A 22,630-nucleotide genomic window follows, 5' to 3' on the forward strand; every position below is an offset into this window, starting at 1 on the left:
AACAAGATAATAGCACACAAATATTCAGTATTTTGCAGTGCCAAAAGTTGATTAGAGAACTAAACAGTAGACAATAAAAAAACGCCATCACAATTGTGACAGCGTTCTTTATTACTATAGATATTTACGCCTTATTTACAACGCTTTTAACTGCTCCATCTGCGCTGTCATCACGGTCAACTGCCCTTCTAGCTCAGCCAATTTAACCCAACAGCCATACCACAGCGATTAAAGTAAATAGCAGCATACCGATATTAGCATGGAAAAAAGTCGGTATCACACTGTCTTTGATATGGTCATGCTGTCCATCAGCATTCAAACCAGCAGTCGCACCAAGCGTAAGTGTAGACGCAGGTGAGCCCGCATCACCCAATGCCGCAGACGCACCAAGCATAGCCAGTGTCGCTAATGGAGAAAAACCCAGCGCTACGCATAATGGAATATAAATAGGTGCCAAAATCGGTACAGAAGCAAATGAATCACCAAAACCAATCGTGATAAACAAACCCACGACCAGCATCATGACAGCACCGAATAGCTTGTTATCACCTAACATCTGAGCAGCAGAAGCCACTAACGGATCGATGTCACCTGTGGCCGTCAGTACTGCACCAAAACTAGAGGCAATAGTAATAATCACAGCGATTTCAGCCATCAATCGAACGCCTTGCGTAAAGACATCATCCTGAGCCCGCCAGCGATAAATACCAGAGAAGCCAAGAATCACAAACCCTATCATGGCGCCAATAAACAACGAATCAAAATACATTTGAAACAGCAACACCACTACCACAGCCAATGCAGTAAACAGCAAAGGCTGTATGCCTATCTCTATTTTTTCTTGATCGATAGATGTCGCCATTTCTTGTTTTGGTGATTCAGTATAAGTGCGCGGCTTACGATACGTGATAAACACAGCAACCAACATACCAGCCAAAATACCCATCACTGGAAAAAACATCGCTTTAGGCGCCATACTGGCTGTGGCAACAAACCCAGAGGCCGCACCCACCGTATTAAAATTTTCTAATAAAATCTCGTTGAGATAAATCGCACCAAAACCAAACGGTAACAACAGATAAGACGCACTGATACCACAAGCCAAAATACAAGCGATGGCACGACGATCCATTTGCAGACGATTCATCAATCCAAGTAATGGCGGGATTAATACTGGAATAAAGGCGATATGTACTGGAATCAAGTTTTGCGAGAGTAACGAGGCGACAATGAACAGTATAAACAGCATCCATTTGACCTGCTTGCGCACATGAACACCTTCACGATTTAGACTACGAGCCATTTTTTGCGCCACCCAATCGAGGACACCACTCCTCGATAGTGCGACGGCAAATGCCCCGACCATGATATAAGTCATACCTACTTGCGCACCACTGAGTAAGTTGTCATTCAATACTTGCAAGATATCTGGAAACGCCATTTGTGCATGCATACCGCCTAGCAAAGCCGCTGAGACTAGAGAGATTGCAACGGGAATTTTGATAAGACAAAATACAACCATAAGGACAATGGCCAACACCACAGCATTGATCGGAATAGACAGCAATGACAACAGTCCATAAATAGCCGCTAAAGCAACCAGCACGGGTAACGCTCGACTAAGAAAAAACGTATCATCTCGATAAGCAGCTAACATAATATCCCTCAAAATAATGTTTCAAATAAATCAAATGGGTAAAGCGAACTCAAAAATAAAAAAACAGCATGCAATATACACCCCTTAACACAAAGGAATCATTCCTATTTGGCTATTGGGGTATTACTACTCTTTAACAGTATAGATTTGGACGACGCTAACTAAATTTAGGCATCTCAGGTACATCAGGTAGATACCTTGTTGACCATCATCCTGACAATAAAAAACGCCATCACAATCTTGACGGCGTTTTCTCTTACTATAGATATTTACGCTTTATTTACAACGCTTTCAACTGCTCCATCTGCGCCGTCATCGCGGTCAACTGCCCTTCTAGCTCAGCCAGTTTCGCTTTCTCTGCTTCGACCACTTGTGCAGGGGCTTTACTGACAAAGCCTTCATTGCCTAGCTTGCGCGCGATACCATCAGCTTGCTTTTGCAGTTTTTCATGCGCTTTATCCAGACGCGCCAGCTCAGCTGTTGGATCAATTAGCCCTTTCATCGGTACGAGTACGCGTAGCTGACCGACCATACTTGATGATGACAATGGCACCTCATCGCCTTCTTTTACGATGGCTAAGCTATCTACTTTAGCAAGCGCTTTGAACTGATTGGCAATGCGCGATAGGCGCTCATCTTCTGCTAGCGAGATATTCTGTAGCAGTACTGGCAGACGTACCGCATTACCCAGTTTCATCTCACCACGGATGTTACGTACGCTCGCGATTAGCTCCTGTAGCCACGCCATATCCGCCTCAGTCTGCTCACTAATTTGGCTGTCATCGGTCTGCGGATAGTCAGCGACTACGATGCTGTCGGTGTTTTTGCGACCTAGTAGCGGCGCGATGGTCTGCCAGATTTGCTCAGTCAGATACGGCATGATTGGATGCGTGAAGCGTAGCGCTGTCTCTAGCACATGCAGCAGCACATAGCGGATTTGCGCTTTACGCTCATCCGACACTGAGTCATCGTTTAGACTGGCTTTGGCTAGCTCAACGTACCAATCACAGTACTCATTCCAGATAAACTCATAGATATCTTGGCTGACCATATCGAGACGATACTGAGCGAAATGCTGATGGATATTGGCAATACTAGAGTTTAGACGACTCATGATCCATTTTTCTGGTAATTCCCAAACGTCAGGGTTGGCCGATTGATCAATAGGCTTGGCACTGCCTTCGCCATCGACACAGTTCATCAGTACAAAACGGCTGGCGTTCCAAATTTTATTACAGAAATTACGATAGCCCTCGACACGCTTTAGATCAAAGTTGATATCGCGACCTGTACTGGCTAGTGATGTGAAGGTAAAGCGCAGTGCGTCCGTACCATACGCTGGGATGCCTTCTGGGAACTCTTTACGCGTTTGCTTCTCAATCTTAGCCGCGTCTTTTGGATTCATCATATTGCTGGTGCGTTTGTCTACCAGCGCTTCTAGATCAATACCATCGATTAGATCAATCGGATCTAAGACATTGCCTTTTGATTTTGACATTTTTTGACCATTACCATCACGTACCAGACCATGTACATAGACGGTCTTAAATGGTACTTGCGGCGTGCCGTCTTCGTTTTTCACGAAGTGCATGGTCATCATGATCATGCGGGCGACCCAAAAGAAGATAATGTCAAAACCTGTCACGAGCACACTGGTTGGATGGAAAGTATCCATCACGCGCGGATCAGCGTTGATGTCTGCCCAGTCAAGCGTACTGAATGTCCATAGACCAGAGCTAAACCACGTATCAAGCACATCATCATCTTGACGCAATACGACATCGTCGCTCAGATTATACTTGCTACGTACTTCCGCTTCGTCACGGGCGACATAGATTTCACCCGTCGAATCGTCATACCATGCAGGGATACGATGACCCCACCACAGCTGACGACTGATGCACCAATCTTGTAGATCGGTCATCCATGCCATGTACATGTTTTTGTACTGCGCAGGGACGAACTCGATGCTGCCGTCTTCTACTGCGTCAATCGCAGGCTTGGCCAGCTCTTTGACCGCGACATACCACTGATCGGTCAACCATGGCTCAACGATCGTACCGCCACGCTCAGCACGTGGGGCTTTTAGGGCGTAGTCTTCGATGTCTTCTAGCCAGCCTTGATCCTTTGCTTGCGCCACAAGGAACTTACGCGCAGCGAAACGCTCTAGCCCTGCATACTCGCTAGGCGTGGTCTCTAACTCTGGCTCACGCGTCTGCAAGTCAGGATAGACTTCCATCGCTGGTAGGATATTGGCGCGCTCATCCAAGATATTAATCAATGGTAAGTCATGACGACGACCTAGATCATAATCGTTAAAATCATGTGCTGGAGTAATTTTGACACAGCCTGTACCGAAGTCGCTCTCGACATAATCATCAGCGACGATAGGCACGACGCGACCAGTGATTGGCAAAGTAATGGTTTTGCCAACTAAATGTGCATAACGCTCATCGCTAGGATTGACGGCGACAGCGGTATCACCAAGGAGTGTCTCAGGACGCGTGGTCGCAACGACCAGATAGTTTTTGCCATCTTGAGTGGTTAGGTCTGTATCCGTGAAATGATAGCGGAAATGCCACAAGCTGCCTTTTTCATCATGGTTCTCGACTTCTAAGTCAGACAGTGCAGTTTGGAACTTAGGATCCCAGTTCACTAATCGCTTACCACGATAGATAAGCCCATCATCAAACAGACGAACGAACACTTCTTTTACCGCGTTGGATAGACCATCATCCATGGTAAAGCGCTCACGCGACCAGTCAACCGAGCTGCCCAAACGGCGAATTTGGCCAGTGATATTACCGCCCGACTCTTCTTTCCACTCCCACACTTTATCGATGAAGTCTGCACGCGTCATGTCACGGCGCTTGAGTCCTTGCGCCTCTAAACGACGCTCAACAACCATTTGGGTGGCGATACCTGCATGATCCGTACCCGGTTGCCATAACGTATTGTCACCATCCATGCGGTGATAACGTGTGAGTGCGTCCATAATCGCATTGTTAAAGCCATGACCCATGTGTAGCGAGCCTGTGACGTTCGGCGGTGGTAGCGCGATAGAAAACGACTCGTCTTTGTCAAACGTTGGCTGAAAATAGCCGCTTTCTTCCCAGCCTTGATACATGCCTGCTTCGACTTGTGCAGGATTATACGCATGCTCCAACTGGCTTAAGGCCGCTTGAATAGATGTAGTGAGGTTATGGTTACTCATAATGGCATTATCTTTTATTGATTGAATGTGATCAAAGTTAATTGGATTAAAGCTAATATAAAAATTAGAAAATAATGAATAGAGTGATTTTAACGCAGATAGGCATATTTTGTTAGATGGTAAGGTCATTTATAAAGCATGAACGCCATTTTTAACCAAGTTATAGTCAAATCCATATAAATCCGCTACATCGTCATCCTCGCTGACCATACTAATGTATCGCTTGCACTCGGTTTCCTTGTATCGAAATTATTTGAACTCAACTATATTAAACAATTAATAACAGCAATCGACTCAATGCTAAACATAATCTGCGATTACCATATTATAAAATATGTCTTTATCTAGGGCGTATTGAACACCCTATATCGCAAAATCATTAGCCTACAACCAGCGAGCCAATTGTGTCCCAAGATACCGAGCATGACAATCATTCTAAGGCTAACCTATCAGACGATGAACGTATAAATGCGAGCACCATAACGCCTGTATCTGAAGATGACGATATACCAGAAGATAGCGATAGCCCTTCTAAAGGGAGCGCGGTAGACAAGGAGGTAAACGAGAACGTAGACGATACGCCAGAGGGTGATGTAGACGAACCTATCAAAGCCACCGAAGACTTAGAAAACGATGACCTACCAGAAGAAATCAGCGAAGAAGATAAAGAAACCATCAAAAAGGTCGCCAGTGATGACAATCTAAGCCAAGCAAAAAGCTATGCCAGTATATTGGTTGAGCAAGTCATCCATGCAAAAGAAACGTTTGAGCGCTCACTTGGCTCGCTATTTACCAGTGCCTTTACGGCTGGGTTAGAGATTGGCATCAGCTTTTTTATGATTTTATCGGCGTTTGCCCTACTCAATGATGTGATACCGAGTCGCTATGCCATGGTGCTATCGTCATTGCTATATCCAATTGGCTTTATTATCGTAGTGATTGGTCAATCGTTATTATTCACAGAGCAGACTTCCCTCTTAAGCTTACCCGTCTTAAACAAGATTGAACCGTTGCATAAGCTCATACGGCTATGGGGCATCGTCATCGCTGGTAATATCGTCGGTGGCTGTATATTTGCAGCGTTGATGATTGGTCTCGGGCTACATATGCACCTGTTTACCGACCACGCTATTGATGTCTATGCTGAGCATATTTTGGGTTTTGAGTGGTGGGTGATATTTGGTAGCGCGGTACTGGCGGGCTGGATGATGGGCGTGGCCGCATGGCTGGTAACCTCTGCGCGTGATACGCTTAGCCGTATCGTACTGGTTACGCTTATCACGGGTAGTATTGGATTTTTAGGCTTGCATCATAGTATTGTTGGCAACATCGAGGTATTTTCAGCATTACTATATGGCAATACCGTCAGTCTCTGGCGCTACTTAGTATTTTTGGTCGTGGTACTGGTGGGCAATACGGTCGGCGGTGTGGTATTCGTCGCGGTACTCAAAAACCGTACGTTCTTATTTGAGGTTGAAAAGGTAAAGGAACAATCTGCCGAAGCAAGAGCAAAAATGGTTAGACGAAGGTTTTAGATTCGAGCTAAAACTGGCGTTAAACAAAAAAGCCCATAATCGCTTCATCATACAAAGCGGATTATGGGCTTTTTTATTGAACCAGATATTGCTGATTGTCTACCAACTGGTTACTTTTCAGCAGATAATTACTCTTCAATAAACAGTCACTTAGAAACAATCAATTAGAAACAGTCATTTAGCCAGTTCAGCAATACGTTACGACAGTTATCTTAAACACCTTACATTCTACGTGCTGCCAATACGCTATTTTCTATCTCAGTTTTTTTAGCTTTATTGTGCTGGGCAGCAAAGACTCTGACCAAGATGCCAGCGGTCAAGAACATAATGAGCGTATAGATAGCAGGGGTCATCGACATTTTATAGTTGGCCAACAACGTGAGGGCCATAAACATAGAAAGCGTACTGTTTTGCAAGCCGACTTCCATAGTAATCGAGCGTCTTTGCGCAGGATCTAAACCAAACCATTTACTGGTGTAATAACCAAGCGCCATCGTTGACACATTTAATATCAATGATACAGGGCCAGTTGCTATTAAAGCCTCTACAATAATATCTCGTTGTACATAGCTTAAGAATAGAACCAAGAAGCTCAAAAATATTATACCGAAACGAGAAACCAGAACCTGTCCTTTATCTGCAGCATTAGGGGCATAGCGCTTGATCAGCATACCAATACTGACAGGTAAAATAGTCAGAGCAATTAGGCTGATCATGGTCTTAGCCACTGGCAACTGAAACTCACTACCAGCGCCCATGAAGTAGACAAGCGAAAAGCTCAGGACGATAGGAATGGTAAATACGGTAATGACACTGGCAATGGCTGTCATAGTGACCGAAAGCGCGACGTCACCTTTGGCTAGATAGGTAAACAGGTTGGATGTTGTGCCGCCAGGACACAGTACCAATAGCATGACACCAACAGCATACTCAGGTTCTAGTGCCATGAATGTTGCTAAGGCAAAGCCGACTAATGGCAAGAATATTAGCTGGTTTGTTAACCCAATGGCAACTGCTTTGGGGTATTTGACGACTCGTTTAAAGTCATTGGTGACGAGGGACAATCCCATGCCCATCATAATTAAAAAGATACTAATGGGAATGACTTTTGCGTTTACAAACGTGACTAACTCAACACCTTCCATAACTACATCCTTGTAGATAGAGCCCACACGGGCAGGTTTATGACAACCTCGTCATGCTCAACCAGCTAATCCTGCTGATATCTTGGGTAAAAGCCACCGACGTTGTCAGCTCTTTATATGATACTTTTCATACAGTATTGTTTTTTGAGACAATATTTTTGACGTTATTCGTCTACGTGCGCCGAAATAATGACGGAACAGTAAAATTCAGTATATCGTTGTAAAACTGCATGTATTTGATTTTTCTGACTACTCGTCAGTCAACTATAGGTTTTTACACTTGAAAATAAAGCAGAAATGATTTAAGCGGGGATTTTGTGATTTACAGCAGATGTAGGTTTAATATGGTCAATACTAATCACTGCCGTACCGTAGGCGATAGCCTCGACCATACTGCCTAATTGGTTGACATTGGTTACCTCAAGACGTAACCCGTAGATATGCGTGTAGCCTTTGGCTTTTGCTTCAGTCCGCATACGAACGATGGCTTCGCGGCGTGCACGATCTAGCAAAGTCTCATAGGTAGTTAAGTTTTTGCCAAAGACACTCAGTACGCGAGCAATGATCATTTTGAAATAATCTTGAGCGATAACGACACTACCCAGTACCAGCTCACCTTCACTACCCGACGCTAATGTTGGACGGTATAAGCGTTCACTTGAGACGGTGATATCGCCCAATGCTTGCTCTGCCACTGTGAGCTGTGCCAAATGCCGACGTTCATGGCGCGATCCAAAAAACCAGCCAGCCGCAAATAAGAAGACAAACGGCCCATAATTGATGAGCACTTGCGTGAGTGAGTCATTCATAGCACGTTTCTCATCATAAAAAGCATCGGAGCTTTTAGCATTATAGTTTTTCGTATTGTAGGATTAACCAAAAGGATTGAAACGCGGTAAGTCATCAGGTGCGGCTTGGGTCTGAGTGTTTGTATTTTGAGTAGCATGGCTATCAATACTGTCTGACGGGTTTTGATGCTGCTGCTGTGATACTGGCGCGACCTTAACCGCTGTACCATAGACAAACAACTCTGACGCGCCTTGCGCAATGCTAGAAGTCGAAAAACGCAAACCAACAATTGCATCAGCACCTAGCGCCTCTGCCTTGATAATCATGCGATCTATTGCTTCTTGGCGTGACTCTTCTAGTAGCTCAGTATAAGCCGTCAGCTCGCCGCCAACGATATTTTTCAACCCTGCAAACAAATCCTTACCCACATGCTTTGAGCGTACGGTACTACCGTACACAACATCTAGACGTTCGGTGATTTGATAATTGGGTAAATGCTCAAGGTTAGAGAGTTGCACAGTCATAGGATGACCTTATCGGTGGCTTATAAAATACATGATAAAACTAAACGGTGTGATATCGCATAAATATAAACAGCACTGCTAGCAGCGCTGTTTTTTAGCGTCATTAATCATTGGTATGAAATAATAAAAACAATTCAGTCAAATTGCCTTCGATACTGTTGGCCATCTGTACCATTTTGTCCTCGTCTTTACGCATCTCAGACAACTCTGGATCTTCGTCATCGATACCGCTAAGCACAATCATTGGCAAGGTCAATACCGCGACGTCTTCTGCCGTTTCCTCATCTTCAAACCAATCACTTGCTTCATCGCCATACATCGCATCGACAAAACCAATTGACCAAGCAACGATGTCTGACTCGTCCGAGAAATCGACCGCTACTTCTTCATCACCAGCATCTTCACCAAATGGCAGCTCAATAGGCGTCTCATTCTTTAGCTCAGCCATGATCGAATCACGCCAGCGTTTGATACCGTCAATCACATTTTCTGGAATTTCACTCACGTGACCTTCAAACAGGGCATCCATCCAGTTTGGTAATGGACGACCAATAACCGTCGCTGTCAAAAAACCATGCGCGGCGACACTATCTAGCACGAACTGGCTTTCTTGATTGTCCAAATAGTCTAGTAATTCATCAAAACTTAATTTGTTACTCATAATTTGGTTTTCCTTAGCAGATAGATGTCGTCAATCGCAGTACACGATCGGTTAAATAAAAGAGAGCAAGTATTTAGATACTTAGCTAAAGGCTGCTTAATTCACTAAAATTCAAGCGACCTCTATCAAGTAAGTATTATCGAGATAAACTGGTTGCGAGCAATTGTAGAAAAGCACCAAACAAAAAAACCATTAGTTTGACTGGTTAAATGGCTTTTAATCACCAAAGTAGTTACTAAAGCACTTTAGTCCACTTAAACGACTGATGCCGATAAATTAAAAATCGTCATCATCCCAATCATCGCCGTCTTCGTCAAAGTTATCTATATCGTCTAAATCGTCTTTCAACTCTTTAGCCAAACGCTTTTCTTCTAGCAAATTATCAATTAACCGACGCTTCTCAAGACTACTTAAACGTGTACGTACGCTTGTCTCAGCTTCTTCAACCATCTTTGCATCATCATCATCGACAAACTCATCATCAAAATCGTCATCAATATCAGCGTCACTCATGACAAACTCCTATCATTTTTAGGCAAGGGTATTAGAATACATCAATATATATATGCCTTATAAAGTCTCAATTGAATGTTGTCAATCCTTTTTCGTAATATAGTACATTTCATGGCTACGATTAAGACCGTCTAATAGACCATATAATAGACAATTGTAATATAAATGAATAAATACAATCGACATTAAACGTGCAAGTCGTCCTCGTCCTCAATCATCAGGACTGCGTTACGAACATCAGCCAAACGCTGAATCAATGAGTCATTAGCACCATCAAATATCGCACACTCGCGCTCATAGACAGTAGTTGGGCGCATAAGACTATGTACTTGTACATGATTACTGATTTGCTTGAGACCTGCATTTGGCAATAGTATTAATAGCTGCTCTTTTTTACCGATACTCTGAAGCAAATGTGTCATTGGTTCTGACTGCGCCTCATCACTCACACCCGCTTTTGCTGGTAAAGCAAAACGTGACAGCTCAATGTGCTTATCATGAATAATTTTGTTGAGCATTAAATATAGCTTGGCAAGCATCACACCTGCAAGCGCCACTTTTGCATGGCTATTATCAGCTTTTAGTACCACGCTTGCGCCATTGTCTTCAAAGTGCGCTTCATTCATCGCACTAACGCCCAATAGCAATGGCTGCTTGAGTAACTCTGTCACAGCTTGGTTAAGCAGCTGAGTGCAAAGTGCTAGATAAGGCAAACGCTGCGCAGGTGCCAAGCGCTCAAGCATATTGAACTCGTCATGGAATCCTACTTGAACTGTGACGCTATCAACAGATCGGCTAGCGGATAATTTAGACGTGTGACTGGCAGCTTTAGAAGCGGCACTATCGGTATCTGCTACTTCGCTTTCACCGCCTTCACTCGTCTCCGCTAGATTGTCAGTATCGCTACCTGCGTCTTGGCTTTGTTGGGTTCTGAGATACTCGTTCACTTCATTATGCACATTAAATTTGCGCGTATTAGTCACTTTGTCAGCTGCAGCATTTGCAGTATTATCGCTCGCTATCTGACTGTCTGCTAAATGAGTTGCTGATTGGCCCGTTGACTGGCGCTCGATCTCTCTATCATAGCCACGCTGGTCGACTGGTCTATATTGGTCGCGATACAGCTCTTGGATATCTCGACTTAATGCATTGATTTGCTCTTTAGTCGGGCGAGCGAGGTAACCATAAATTAGCCAAAGTAATAAGTGTAGCAACATCGTACCAATGACAAACGGCCACTGCATGGTGATAATCTCACCTTTACTGACGTCTTTCAAGGTCAGTGCAACGCTACCGATGACTGCGTCGCCATTGGTAGCGATTTGGCGAATGGTATCACCTTGCTGCATCGGCGCGTTGCCTACTGGCACCAAGATCTCGTCATTGTTGTCTTTAATCAGTATCCGTGTGACGTCTTGCTCGCTGGTGTAGCGATTGGCAATAACGCTTAAACTGACACGATCTTTGTTTTCTAAAGACAACCTTGCTTCATCAATCAGCTGGGCGACCATCTGCTCGCCTTTCAACGCACGACTATTGCTCAGCTGCTGGTCAGTACTAATGACCAATAACAGCGTCTGCAAACAAAAACTAACCAGAAGAATAATGGCAAACAACCCTTGCCGCGGCGCTAAATACGTCATGATATGTTAAACTTTTTTGGGGAGAAGAAATTAAAAAACGAAGCTATTGCTCATTTTTGGCTAATTTTTAAACAATTGTGATGCGCGCCAATGGTAGTGCGCATATAGTGATAAAGCAATACTGATTATTAGCGACTACTGACAACACTATTACATCTAAGACACTGTTAGACCTAAAGCATTACTGCATAAAACGGTACTTACACATTGGGATAAATTCCGATTGATGACATCATTATGACTAATACCATCAATATCGTTGCCAAATTTGCTATCTTTTTTTTTTGCCATATTCTGCTAAAACGTCATCAATAAACGGTCAGCTTATCTCATCTACTATATCACCATAATAAGCCTTATAGCGTGAGCGCTTTATAAATTTATCATAATAACCTTATCGCATTTTTTATGACTTCTTACGCCATAAAATCTGTTTTTTAGCATCATTGTTACTTTGCACGTCATCTATAGGCGCTGCCCAGTAAAACTGTTATTATTCCTAATCTTATATGAGCATACAAGGGACAATTGAGCCATGCCAAAAAATACATCTTATTCGTTACCAAAAGACAGCAAAGCATGGCAACAAGCCGTCGACTCTATTGCAGCATTATTACCCGAAGATACCAATTTGCAAGACTTTGATGCGCTACAGTCGCTACCTGTTTTTGCGCTCACTGTAGTACTACCTACTCAGGTATCCACGTTAGATATTCATCAGTACGTTCAGTCGTGGGTCGATGAGCAGCCGAGTTGGCATTTAGTGACCGTTGCTGAAGATACTGACGCTAGCTTTGTCAATATTACGGTATCTGATACAGAGCCAACAGCAGCAGACGCACAGCGTCTACCCTTTACCCATACTCAGGTCTACCGCTATCTGCTAGTGCCCGTCACTGACACACTGATGCACCCTGGCAAAAAAACCGCAGCCGCTCACATCATTGATGATCAGCTGACCACTCGCCTGCGTCATGACTTAACTGAAGAATACAACAACACACGTAGTGCTGACAGCGCCGACAATCTAAATATCGTGGACTGTCATATTCTATCTGTCGGTCATATGCTACGGACGCACAAGCTTGCCTGCTTTGATATGGACTCGACCTTGATCGAGCAAGAAGTCATCGTAGAGCTGGCAAAAACTGCTGGGATTGGCGAAGAAGTTGAAGCCATCACTGAATCGGCGATGCGCGGTGAGATTGACTTTGATGAATCATTTGCTCAGCGTGTGGCTTTATTAAAAGGTATCTCTACCGAGGTGCTTGATGATATCTGTAGTCGCCTAACGTTATCGACTGGTGCGCGTACGACGATCAGTGCGCTAAAAGCACTAGGCTATCATACGGTACTTGTATCAGGCGGCTTTACTTATTTTGCCCGTTATATCGCTGAGCAGCTAGGTATCGATGAAGTCCATGCCAATGCTCTAGATATCGAAGATGGTGAAGTTACTGGTCATGTCCAACTGCCTATTGTCAATGGTGCCAAAAAAGCGTCTATCGTTGAGCATACTGCTGAGCGCCTGGGTATCGAGATGTCACAAGTGGTCTGTATCGGTGACGGTGCTAATGACTTACCGATGATGGCACTGGCCGATTTGGGAGTGGCCTATCACGCCAAACCAATCGTTCAAGCACGTGCTGATGCCGCTATCAACGTGACAGGGCTTGAAGGTACTTTATACGCTCTTGGCTATCCAGCACTGGCGCCTACTGAGTAAGTACTAAACGCTTTATGTTATTTAATAAGCTGGGTTAATGTTTCATCATTAATCTGGCTTTTGTGTTTTAGTTCTTCAAGATTGCTAATAAGATTTTCTGTTTATACTTATTTTTAGCTAACGTCTGTTTTTAGCTATCGCTCACTCTTACATAACGCTTATTTTTATATGATAAAGGAATGCTCATGACGGCACCACAATCTCCGCGGCCAACTCAGCCGTCAGCAGCGCAGCCATTAGATACCAGCACTGCTCCTGTACGCAACGATAGCCCAAAACAACTTTTTGGGGTTTATATCAAAGGTATGGCCATGGGTGCAGCAGATATCGTACCTGGCGTCTCTGGTGGCACCATTGCTCTGATTGCAGGGATTTACGAGCGTTTGATCAATGCGCTTGGTAGTATCGGCCCCAATCTTTGGACAATATTTCGTCAAGAAGGTGGCATAAAAGGACTTGCTGCGATTTGGCGACAAGTGGACGCGACATTTCTACTATGTTTGCTACTGGGTATTGCCACTAGCTTTGCGACCTTAGCCGGTATCATTAAGCATTTATTGGACAACCAACCACTGCTTATTTGGTCATTCTTTTTTGGGCTAGTCGTTGCTACAGTCTTTATATTACTCAGTGAGATTAAACGCTGGAATATAGGACGTATCGCCCTGTTCGCGACTGGGCTTATTGTCGCCGTATTCATTAGTAGTATGCCGTTACTGACTACTACGCCTAGCTTACCGTATCTGTTTTTTGCAGGGGCGATTGCCATTTGTGCCATGATCCTACCAGGCATATCAGGGTCGTTTATCTTGCTATTGCTAGGTGCTTACGATGCAGTGCTAGAGGCGGTCGATACGATGAATCTAAGCGCTATTTTTGCAGTTATTGCTGGTATGGCGACTGGATTATTGTTGTTCACGCGTGCACTTAAGTGGCTACTATCACACTACTATCAAGCCACTTTGGCATTACTTACAGGCTTTATCGCAGGCTCTCTAATGAAAGTATGGCCATGGAAAGTAGATGCTTTAGGCTCGCTAAACACTGCAGCCGTCCATAATGTCATGCCATGGCAATACCCTACTGGTGCACAGTGGCCAACCACAATAGGGCTTATGCTACTTGGTGCCACTCTAGTTTCGCTACTATCGTGGTGGGGCAGCCGTACCAATCGCGTCTAAATATCCGACAGATCATCTATCATATTTTCTAGCTAGCAGACGTTTTCCCAGACTAGCAAGCTTATTTCTATACTCTTCAAAATGAGCGCCCGTCCTCACGGCGCTTATCCTAAAATCTAGCCATCAAATATCGCAAAAACAAGCCATAAAACCAAACGTCAACGGTTGTCGCAAAGTCACCTCTACCCTCTTCAGCTTTACTCAATAACCTCTCATAATAGTCTCATTGAAATTCACCTTATGAATAGCGAGATGAATGATGTTAATGACTATATTTTCTTTTATCGGTGTAGAGGCATGGAGCAGCTCGGCATGGCTTGGTTATGGACTGCTAGCAACTTTAGTAGCGGTGTTTGCCGTATCGTCATATCGTTGGCTATTGCTATATCTGTTTGGCGGTATGGCCTACTGGTTCACCGTTGAATTGATTCAAAATATATTGGCAGGTCGTCCTATATTGATGGAGCTATCATCATGGCATCGCTATATCATCGCTATGGGCATCAGTTGGTTGCCGTTGGCGGCTTGGGTACTGTACCGGGCATTGCGCTATGATGATGTGAGCCAAACAGTGAGTCAGCAACGCGAGCTAGAAGCCGCACGCTATATCGAGCATACTCCTGTCTACGATGATAACTATCAGCCACGTTTCCGTTAAAACTGTCTCATTTATACCTCTGCTTGTCTATATCAATACCTTACTTACGTCAGTGACATCGAATGTTACAAGATACTTAACGCTCTCTACTTAACTCCTAAAGAGTTGACGCCCTATCATAGTTTATAATCCAATTATATATTTGTCATAAAAACTGGTATAAAGTACGCTTTATTTTTATGCCTCATTTTTTTAGGAGTTCTGCTATGTTTACTGTTCCTGTATTAGATATCAAGTCTGACCCATTAGATGCTTTATTGGCTGTGGTTGGTTATCGTTTGTCTATGCTAGCTGATAGTGATAATGAAGATGTCAAAGCGTTATTTGCTGACCGTCAAGTTACGATTGAGTTTGCTAGTACTGAGTCTGATATCGCCCGTTCTTTTAGCTTTGATAATGGACAGTTCAGTCAACAAAGCGGTCATGCAAAAGAAGCCGATTTGACCATCACTTTTAAAGACTCTATGACTGGCGTTAGACTGCTAACCAAAGGTAGCTTGCCTGCTTTTATGACTGCCGTACAAGAAGGTAACTTGAGCATCGAAGGCGACTATAGCCTAATGATGTGGTTCAACAAACTTGCTAAGCATATCGTTCCAGCTATTCCAGAAGAGTGCAAACCGTATCTGGACAAAGCCAAGCCTTATGCATATAAAGCACAAAAACTTGCTGAGCATTGGGTTGGTGTTGCCAAGCACAAACTTGGTAAATAAAAAGAGTGACGTACTAAGCGGTTGTCATTGGTAGAATGGATGATATAGAACTAAATAGTTAGACAAATAGTTACTATTTGTGTGCGCTACTGTGACAATTATACATACTGCTTAGTAGTGTTCTGATTTTCTAAAAAGGTTGCGGTATACTATACGGCAACCTTTTTTGTTACCTTATAAATGACAATAGATAAAAATATTGGTTTTATTTAATACCCTCCAATTCTTATAAAAGGACTTACCTTATGGCAGGATTGCTTAGCATCTCCGAACCTGACGCCACTCAGCCAGATACGGCCAACAATGACTTTTTGGCCAACCTAGCAACAGACGCAGCTCAAACTGATAGTAAAGCTCCCTCCACGTACAGCCGTGACGAGATTGCGCAGCTGTTTGATTTACCTCTAATGGACTTGCTATTACAAGCACAGACCATTCATAGAAAGCACTTCACTGCCAATGAGGTACAAATCAGCACGCTACTTTCTATCAAAACAGGCAACTGCCCTGAAGATTGTGGCTACTGCTCACAGTCTGGCCACCACCGTGACACCACTAAACTACAAGCAGAAAAACGTATAGAAGTTGACAAAGTCATCGCCGCGGCCAAACGCGCCAAAAACAGTGGCTCGTCACGCTTTTGTATGGGTGCTGCGTGGAAACACCCAAGTGCCAAAGATATGCCCTATGTAGTTGAGCTAATCAAAGAAGTAAAAGCTTTAGGACTTGAGACGTGCATGACACTGGGTATGCTCGATACCAATCAGGCAACTCAACTGGCTGATGCAGGACTGGACTACTACAACCATAACCTAGATACTTCGCGCAGCTACTATGAGCAAGTCGTCAGCACACGTAGCTACGATGAGCGCTTAGATACAATAGAAAACGTGCGCAACTCTGGCATCAATGTCTGTAGTGGTAATATCGTCGGTATGGGTGAGAGCCGTGATGACCGCATCGACTGGGTACTCGAGCTGCTAAAAATGCCAAAAGCGCCTGAATCAATTCCCGTTAACTTGCTGGTACCTATTGCAGGCACACCAATCGGTGATAAAGTACTGGCTGAAGGTCAACTGTCTGTACTTGAGTGGATTCGCACTATTGCGGTCGCACGTATTTGCTGCCCGACTAGCTACGTGCGTCTATCTGCTGGCCGCGAAAGTCTATCAGATTCTGAGCAGGCCTTGGCATTTATGGCAGGTGCTAACTCATTTTTTTATGGTGACAAACTTCTTACTACTGGTAACTCAAGTCAATCAGGCGATGATAGACTGATGCGTGAGCTTGGCTTAACCAAACAGTTTGCCGCACCAAGAGCACCTAAAGTATTACCTGTCATGGATGCGATGAATGGCCATCAAACACAAGTAGTATTGGCAGATTAAGCCAATACTAAGCTAAAAAATATAAGCTAAGCAAGAGAGACTATGATGGCAGATTATTTTAACTGGATTAAAGCGGCACACATCATCTCGATGGTCTGCTGGTTTGCGGCGATATTCTATTTGCCGCGCCTATTTGTCTATCATGCGATGAGCGATGATACTATCAGCCAAGAGCGCTTTAGCGTTATGGAGCGTAAACTCTATCGCGGCATCATGACACCCTCGATGATAGCAACATGGATCTTTGGTCTATGGATGCTAGGACTAGGCTGGGATGTGTACAAAACCCAAGGTTGGCTACATGTTAAATTGCTCTTAGTCGTGCTGTTATCAGGCTATCATGGTGCTTGCGGCTTATATCGTAAAAAACTGATTGATAACCCACACTATAAGACGCATAAGTTTTGGCGCTGGTTTAATGAAATACCAGTGTTTGCATTGATATTTATCGTTATTTTAGTTGTGGTAAAACCGTTTTAGGTTCAGAAAAATCATCTAACCTGCAAAAAAACGTCCGTCACTTTAACCAGTGACGGGCGCTTTTTTTTTGAATTGAATATAGCTTGTAGATTAGATAAAATTAATATCGTTAGCTATGTATTTTGAATCTGCTGTTCAATTTTAACTGCTGCTAAATCTTAAATCCTGCACACTGAGTATCAGACGCTAGGGCGCATAATTTGATAAACATTGCTTAAGTCATAAACGCGATAACGAGCTGGTTCGCGGCGGTTTTCGCCAGCATAACTTAGTATCAATGCTTGCTTGGCACGCTCATCGACCCAACCAACAAACAGGCCGCTATGCTCGACGCCATTGTAGCCATGGTTGATATAATAGAGCCAGTCGCCTGCTTCAATTTCGCTACTACTAGCATAAGGCCCTTGCGCATAAGTGCCTTTGTGTATGGTATTACGCGATACCCCTGCCCGATTAAATACAGCATTTAAATAATCCCAGCAGCCACCCCGAATAATTGTGCGCTCGTTAAGTGCCATTTTACGTGCGGTGCTTACCACCTCACGCGCCGCTGGACTACTTTGATTCTCTGCATTACTAAGTAGCGGTAGATACTCACTATCGACATTATCGTAGTTACCTGATAAAAATGCTGGTAGTACTGTAGGCGCTTGACGTGTTACCTCAGGATAAATATGTGCTGTGCTTGTCACTGATTGTCCTGACTTCTGGGCGATAAGCATACTCATACTATCCGCATTGGCTTGCTCCACCATGCCACAGGTAAACAATAAAAGGCCACACGACGTGGCGACTGACGGTATAGACAAACGCGACATGACTAACTCCTTGTCAACTAGATCTCAATGACAGTCTCAATAATAAAAAAGATGAACTTTATAACCCTACTTATAAACCATTTATGCACAAATCCGCAAGCACTATTCGCCTGCGATAGGTGATAGACAGTAGAAGTGTACTAGTAAATGACTATATTGGAGAGACGCGCTAAGTAAGATTTGAAATGACATTTGAATTAGAGGTTTAGGTAGGACAAAGATAATCTCTTTGCTTTGGTACAGTACAGGGTTTAGCGATGATGCTAGTTGCTCTTCATTTTGATATTTACATGGCGTTTCGTTAGCGCTTGTCCTTCTAAAATAGCTTTCGTAGCTTTTGCTTCTTGAGCACTTTCAAAACCAGTAATACGACATTTTCGGACATCACTGCTATCGACAATCTGTAATTGTTCGTCAATCAGTGTTATCTTATCGTCGTCAGTCAAATGAATATGCTCACGCTTACCTAGATTGTCATGAACCAACTCACCAGCCCTTACCCACAATGTGCCGCTGCTAATCATACCGCTCATGGCTTTCTTGTGTTGTTGGCGCTTTTTGTTGAAAATAAAGCTACCAATGATGAGCAGTGCAAGCGCACCGATGGCTAAGCGCTCAGGTAATAAGCTCATCGCCATGGCCACTGCGACCGCCCCTACCAACAATGCAGAACCAAACCAAAACATACCATTATCAGCAGCATTTGATTGCCCTTGTAAGGTGATTTTGGCGCCATCATCAGTCAGCTTTAGCATATGTTATTACCTATTACGTGATGTACGAATATCTTCTATTAAAAAACTGCCCATTAGCAGCTAACAGGCAGTTATTGAGACTAAAAACAAAGATAAAGTGTTATGTACGAACGCTAGTCTACCAACCAAGCGCCGTCTGTTGCATTTCAATCAATTCAGCAATGCCTTTTTCAGCTAATGACAGCATAGCATCTGCTTGCGCACGAGTGAACGGCTTTTCTTCAGCAGTACCTTGCAGTTCAATGTACTCGCCTTTTTGGGTCATTACGACATTCAGATCGGTATCGCAGCTAGAGTCTTCTTCATAATTCAGATCAAGATAGGCTTCGCCATCTTTCATACCAACAGAAACCGCAGCAACCAATCCGATTAGCGGATCTGTTTTGAGTTTTTTGGTCTTTTGAATACTCTCTAGCGCATCGATAAGCGCAATCGCAGCACCAGTAGTACTAGCCGTACGAGTACCACCATCCGCCTGCAACACATCGCAATCAAGATAGATGGTGTTTTCACCAAGTTTGCTCAGATCAATCATGGCACGTAGGCTACGACCAATCAAACGCTGAATCTCTTGCGTACGACCTGACTGCTTACCGCGAGCTGCTTCGCGCTGATTACGAGTGTTGGTCGCGCGTGGCAACATGCCATACTCGGCTGTGATCCAACCTTTGCCTTTACCTTTGAGCCAGCGCGGCACACCAGATTCTACACTGGCAGTACATAGTACTTTGGTATCGCCAAAACTTACCAGTACTGACCCTTCAGCATGCTTCGTATAGTGGCGCTCAAAGCTGATCGAGCGAAGTTGGTCAAGCTCACGATTGTCAATACGCATAAAAATTCCTAGTACAATATTATAGAAGCAGTGTCACAAAAATACCCATCAGTCGTCGATAAACGCATTGATAGATATGTAGTTGACTAAAATCTTAAGATATCCTAACGTGACAGCGGCGCAATAGCAAGATTCGCGCCTGCCATCACGCCATCGTTATTAATAGAATGTCAGATGTAAATTATTCTAAACCTTCCATCTTACGCAATTCCTTACGTAGGATTTTGCCAACGTTCGACTTTGGTAATTCGTCAACGAACTGAATGCTACGTGGACGTTTATAGCCAGTCAATTGCTTTTTACCAAAAGCGAGTAACTCGTCCTCAGTCACTTCACCTTTCTTGACCACAAAAAGCTTTGGCTCTTCGCCGCGATCATCGTTTGGTACACCAATAGCACCACATTCTACGACTGCTGGATGCTCGCTCATCGCTTCTTCGATTTCGTTTGGATAGACATTAAAGCCAGATACCAAAATCATGTCTTTTTTGCGGTCGACAATTTTGATAAAACCTTTTTCGTCCATGATACCGATATCGCCAGTTTTTAAGTAGCCACTAGCCGTAAAGGATTCAGCCGTTTCTTTCGGACGGTTCTGATAGCCAATCATAACCTGTGGGCCTTTTACGCAGATTTCACCACGGTCGCCCATAGCCACTATATTTTCGTCGTCATCAATGAGTACGATATCAGTACTAGGCGCAGGTATACCGATTTTTCCGGTAAATTCTGCAATGGTCATTGGATTAAACGCCACTACAGGTGATGTCTCAGACAAGCCATAACCTTCAACGATAGGCAAGCCAGTGATTTTATGCCACTCTTTCGCTACGCTAGGCAATACTGACATACCGCCGCCGATAGAAGCTTTCAGATTAGAAAAGTCCAAATCAGCGAAGTTATCTTTGTGTACTAAGCCATTAAACAAGGTATTCACAGCAGGGATAAACGCTGGCTTATACTTGGCCATCTCTTTGATAAGCCCATCAAGGTCACGTGGATTCGGAATGAGGAGCGAAGCATAGCCTTGGTACATGCTGCACATACCGCAGACCATAAATGAAAATACGTGATATAGCGGCAGTGCGGTCAAAATCACATCTCTACCATCTATATCATCATCAAATGCACTATTCATCAGCGCACTGACCTGTAGCATGTTGGCGACTAGATTGCCGTGAGACAGCATCGCGCCTTTAGCTACTCCTGTCGTACCACCAGTATATTGCAGCAAAGCCACATCGCTCAAGTTCAATTCAGGGCGCTGGTACTTACTGGCTGACTCAGCATTCAAAGCGTGCTTGAAGCTCACACTATTCGGTATGCTATAAGCAGGAATCATCTTTTTGATATGACGAGCTACGAGGTTAACCACTGCTCCTTTAATCGTACCTAGCATATCACCAATGGTACATACCACTACATGCTCTACCTGACCTTTGTCTTCCGCATCTTGATACGTCTTGGCAAAATTTTCTACGATAAATAGCGCTTTAGCACCACTGTCGTGCAACTGGTGCGATAGCTCACGGCTGGTATATAGAGGGTTCACGTTGACCAACACCATCCCTGCACGAATGATACCCAAAGCGACAACTGGATACTGTAAGACGTTGGGCATCATTACCCCAACTTTATCACCTTCGACCAGTCCTAGCGACTGCAAATAGCTAGCAATCTGTCGGCTATATAGGTCTAATTGCTTGAACGTAATCGATGAACCCATGCAGATATAGGCAGGTTTTTGACCATAACGACTAAAATTACGCTCAAACACATCGAGTAAAGAAGTATTATCTTCTGGCATCTCGATAGTCGCATCGATACTATAACGCTCATAAGCATTCAGCCATGGACTGTCACCGTCGATGGTCGGCATAGTAGGAAATGCATTGCTTTGATAAGTATCGTTAGCAGTATCGGATTTATCATTAGTTGCAGCGCTATTATCTGTCGTATTTTTATTAATATTATCCGTCATAATTTTTCCTAAACGTTACTGTTAAAAACATTGAATATGCTAATGGAAACACCATTTTTATGATTATCGCTGACAGCAGAAGCTTATGAATAAAAAATAGATAAGTATGAACGGGTTTATCATTCATAAGCTTTGCAAATTAAAAGGCAATACTGAGTCTATGATAAATAATACTATCACTCAGAACGACCACGTCGAAAACGATATGTACTACTATGATTTTGCTGGTTACCTTGAGCAAAATCAGTATTATTTTTTAGCTAAAAACAAAAATATATCGATGGGCACTATAGCAGTTTTAATAGATATTCTCTATTAATAGTACTGTCACTCACAAATGTCAAAAGCGATAAACACAAAAAAATGATAAGACAGCATGGTTGCAGCCTTATCATTTTTAGTTATTACAATATC

19 protein-coding genes are annotated in these 22,630 nt (G+C 43.6%); 7 read left to right on the forward strand and 12 right to left on the reverse strand.

The genetic code is table 11. The annotated features are described in order from the left end of the window. Positions 1-202: 202 nt before the first annotated feature. Together ACT3QN_RS10475 and ACT3QN_RS10480 are read right to left on the reverse strand one after the other, a co-directional pair. A complete protein-coding gene (locus ACT3QN_RS10475) occupies positions 203-1,657 on the reverse strand; it encodes a Na+/H+ antiporter family protein (RefSeq protein WP_444523289.1) in 1,455 nt (484 codons plus the stop codon). A gap of 280 nt (positions 1,658-1,937) precedes the next feature. Then, positions 1,938-4,871 carry a valine--tRNA ligase gene (locus tag ACT3QN_RS10480; RefSeq protein WP_444523288.1) on the reverse strand — a complete coding sequence of 978 codons (2,934 nt, stop codon included), beginning with the start codon at positions 4,869-4,871 and terminating at the stop codon, positions 1,938-1,940. 404 nt (positions 4,872-5,275) lie between these two features. Between ACT3QN_RS10480 and ACT3QN_RS10485 the strand changes: the two genes are divergently transcribed. Then, positions 5,276-6,406: a formate/nitrite transporter family protein gene (locus ACT3QN_RS10485; RefSeq protein ID WP_444523287.1), complete on the forward strand. Its 1,131-nt coding sequence runs from the start codon at positions 5,276-5,278 to the stop codon at positions 6,404-6,406. A gap of 221 nt (positions 6,407-6,627) precedes the next feature. Here ACT3QN_RS10485 and ACT3QN_RS10490 read toward each other — a convergent pair whose 3' ends face one another. The 6 genes from ACT3QN_RS10490 to ACT3QN_RS10515 all read right to left on the reverse strand — a co-directional run bounded on the left by ACT3QN_RS10490 (position 6,628) and on the right by ACT3QN_RS10515 (position 11,681). Continuing rightward, complete coding sequence (locus tag ACT3QN_RS10490) at positions 6,628-7,551, reverse strand: bile acid:sodium symporter family protein (RefSeq protein WP_444523286.1); 924 nt, start codon at positions 7,549-7,551, stop codon at positions 6,628-6,630. 302 nt (positions 7,552-7,853) lie between these two features. Continuing rightward, the gene (locus tag ACT3QN_RS10495; RefSeq protein WP_444523285.1) at positions 7,854-8,360 is read right to left on the reverse strand and encodes a YbjQ family protein; all 507 of its coding nucleotides are present in this window, start codon (positions 8,358-8,360) and stop codon (positions 7,854-7,856) included. Positions 8,361-8,423: 63 nt separating this feature from the next. Beyond that, on the reverse strand, positions 8,424-8,864 hold the full coding sequence (locus ACT3QN_RS10500) for a YbjQ family protein (RefSeq protein ID WP_444523284.1): 441 nt from the start codon (positions 8,862-8,864) through the stop codon (positions 8,424-8,426). Between the two features lie 103 nt (positions 8,865-8,967). Further along, positions 8,968-9,525, reverse strand: coding sequence for a YecA/YgfB family protein (locus tag ACT3QN_RS10505; RefSeq protein ID WP_444520311.1), 558 nt, complete (start codon positions 9,523-9,525; stop codon positions 8,968-8,970). 276 nt (positions 9,526-9,801) lie between these two features. Continuing rightward, the gene (locus tag ACT3QN_RS10510; RefSeq protein ID WP_444520312.1) at positions 9,802-10,038 is read right to left on the reverse strand and encodes a PA3496 family putative envelope integrity protein; all 237 of its coding nucleotides are present in this window, start codon (positions 10,036-10,038) and stop codon (positions 9,802-9,804) included. Positions 10,039-10,223: 185 nt separating this feature from the next. Next, positions 10,224-11,681 carry a hypothetical protein gene (locus ACT3QN_RS10515; protein WP_444523283.1) on the reverse strand — a complete coding sequence of 486 codons (1,458 nt, stop codon included), beginning with the start codon at positions 11,679-11,681 and terminating at the stop codon, positions 10,224-10,226. Between the two features lie 535 nt (positions 11,682-12,216). Here ACT3QN_RS10515 and serB point away from each other — a divergent pair. The 6 genes from serB to hemJ all read left to right on the forward strand — a co-directional run bounded on the left by serB (position 12,217) and on the right by hemJ (position 17,827). Continuing rightward, positions 12,217-13,407 (forward strand): phosphoserine phosphatase SerB, encoded by a 1,191-nt coding sequence (serB, locus tag ACT3QN_RS10520; RefSeq protein ID WP_444523282.1) that lies wholly within the window; start codon positions 12,217-12,219, stop codon positions 13,405-13,407. Positions 13,408-13,592: 185 nt separating this feature from the next. After that, complete coding sequence (locus tag ACT3QN_RS10525; protein WP_444523281.1) at positions 13,593-14,588, forward strand: DUF368 domain-containing protein; 996 nt, start codon at positions 13,593-13,595, stop codon at positions 14,586-14,588. 265 nt (positions 14,589-14,853) lie between these two features. Then, positions 14,854-15,246, forward strand: coding sequence for an AciT family ciprofloxacin tolerance protein (aciT, locus tag ACT3QN_RS10530; protein WP_444523280.1), 393 nt, complete (start codon positions 14,854-14,856; stop codon positions 15,244-15,246). A 206-nt stretch (positions 15,247-15,452) separates the two neighbouring features. Further along, positions 15,453-15,959, forward strand: coding sequence for an SCP2 sterol-binding domain-containing protein (locus tag ACT3QN_RS10535; RefSeq protein ID WP_444523279.1), 507 nt, complete (start codon positions 15,453-15,455; stop codon positions 15,957-15,959). 245 nt (positions 15,960-16,204) lie between these two features. After that, a complete protein-coding gene (gene bioB, locus ACT3QN_RS10540) occupies positions 16,205-17,347 on the forward strand; it encodes a biotin synthase BioB (protein ID WP_444523278.1) in 1,143 nt (380 codons plus the stop codon). 45 nt (positions 17,348-17,392) lie between these two features. Continuing rightward, positions 17,393-17,827 (forward strand): protoporphyrinogen oxidase HemJ, encoded by a 435-nt coding sequence (hemJ, locus tag ACT3QN_RS10545; RefSeq protein WP_444523291.1) that lies wholly within the window; start codon positions 17,393-17,395, stop codon positions 17,825-17,827. A gap of 179 nt (positions 17,828-18,006) precedes the next feature. Here the strand turns inward: hemJ and ACT3QN_RS10550 are convergent, their stop codons facing one another. The 4 genes from ACT3QN_RS10550 to ACT3QN_RS10565 form a co-directional block, all read right to left on the reverse strand. Further along, entirely contained in the window at positions 18,007-18,645 is a 639-nt protein-coding gene (locus ACT3QN_RS10550) for a hypothetical protein (RefSeq protein WP_444523277.1), read from the reverse strand. A gap of 263 nt (positions 18,646-18,908) precedes the next feature. Next, on the reverse strand, positions 18,909-19,400 hold the full coding sequence (locus ACT3QN_RS10555) for a hypothetical protein (RefSeq protein ID WP_444523276.1): 492 nt from the start codon (positions 19,398-19,400) through the stop codon (positions 18,909-18,911). A 118-nt stretch (positions 19,401-19,518) separates the two neighbouring features. Beyond that, complete coding sequence (gene rph, locus ACT3QN_RS10560) at positions 19,519-20,235, reverse strand: ribonuclease PH (protein ID WP_444523275.1); 717 nt, start codon at positions 20,233-20,235, stop codon at positions 19,519-19,521. A gap of 181 nt (positions 20,236-20,416) precedes the next feature. Next, positions 20,417-22,216, reverse strand: a complete 1,800-nt coding sequence (locus tag ACT3QN_RS10565; RefSeq protein WP_444523274.1) for an AMP-binding protein — start codon at positions 22,214-22,216, stop codon at positions 20,417-20,419. Positions 22,217-22,630 lie beyond the last annotated feature (414 nt).

Origin of the sequence: Psychrobacter sp. AOP7-C1-14, assembly GCF_052376135.1 — a bacterium.
In the GTDB taxonomy this organism is placed as follows: domain Bacteria; phylum Pseudomonadota; class Gammaproteobacteria; order Pseudomonadales; family Moraxellaceae; genus Psychrobacter.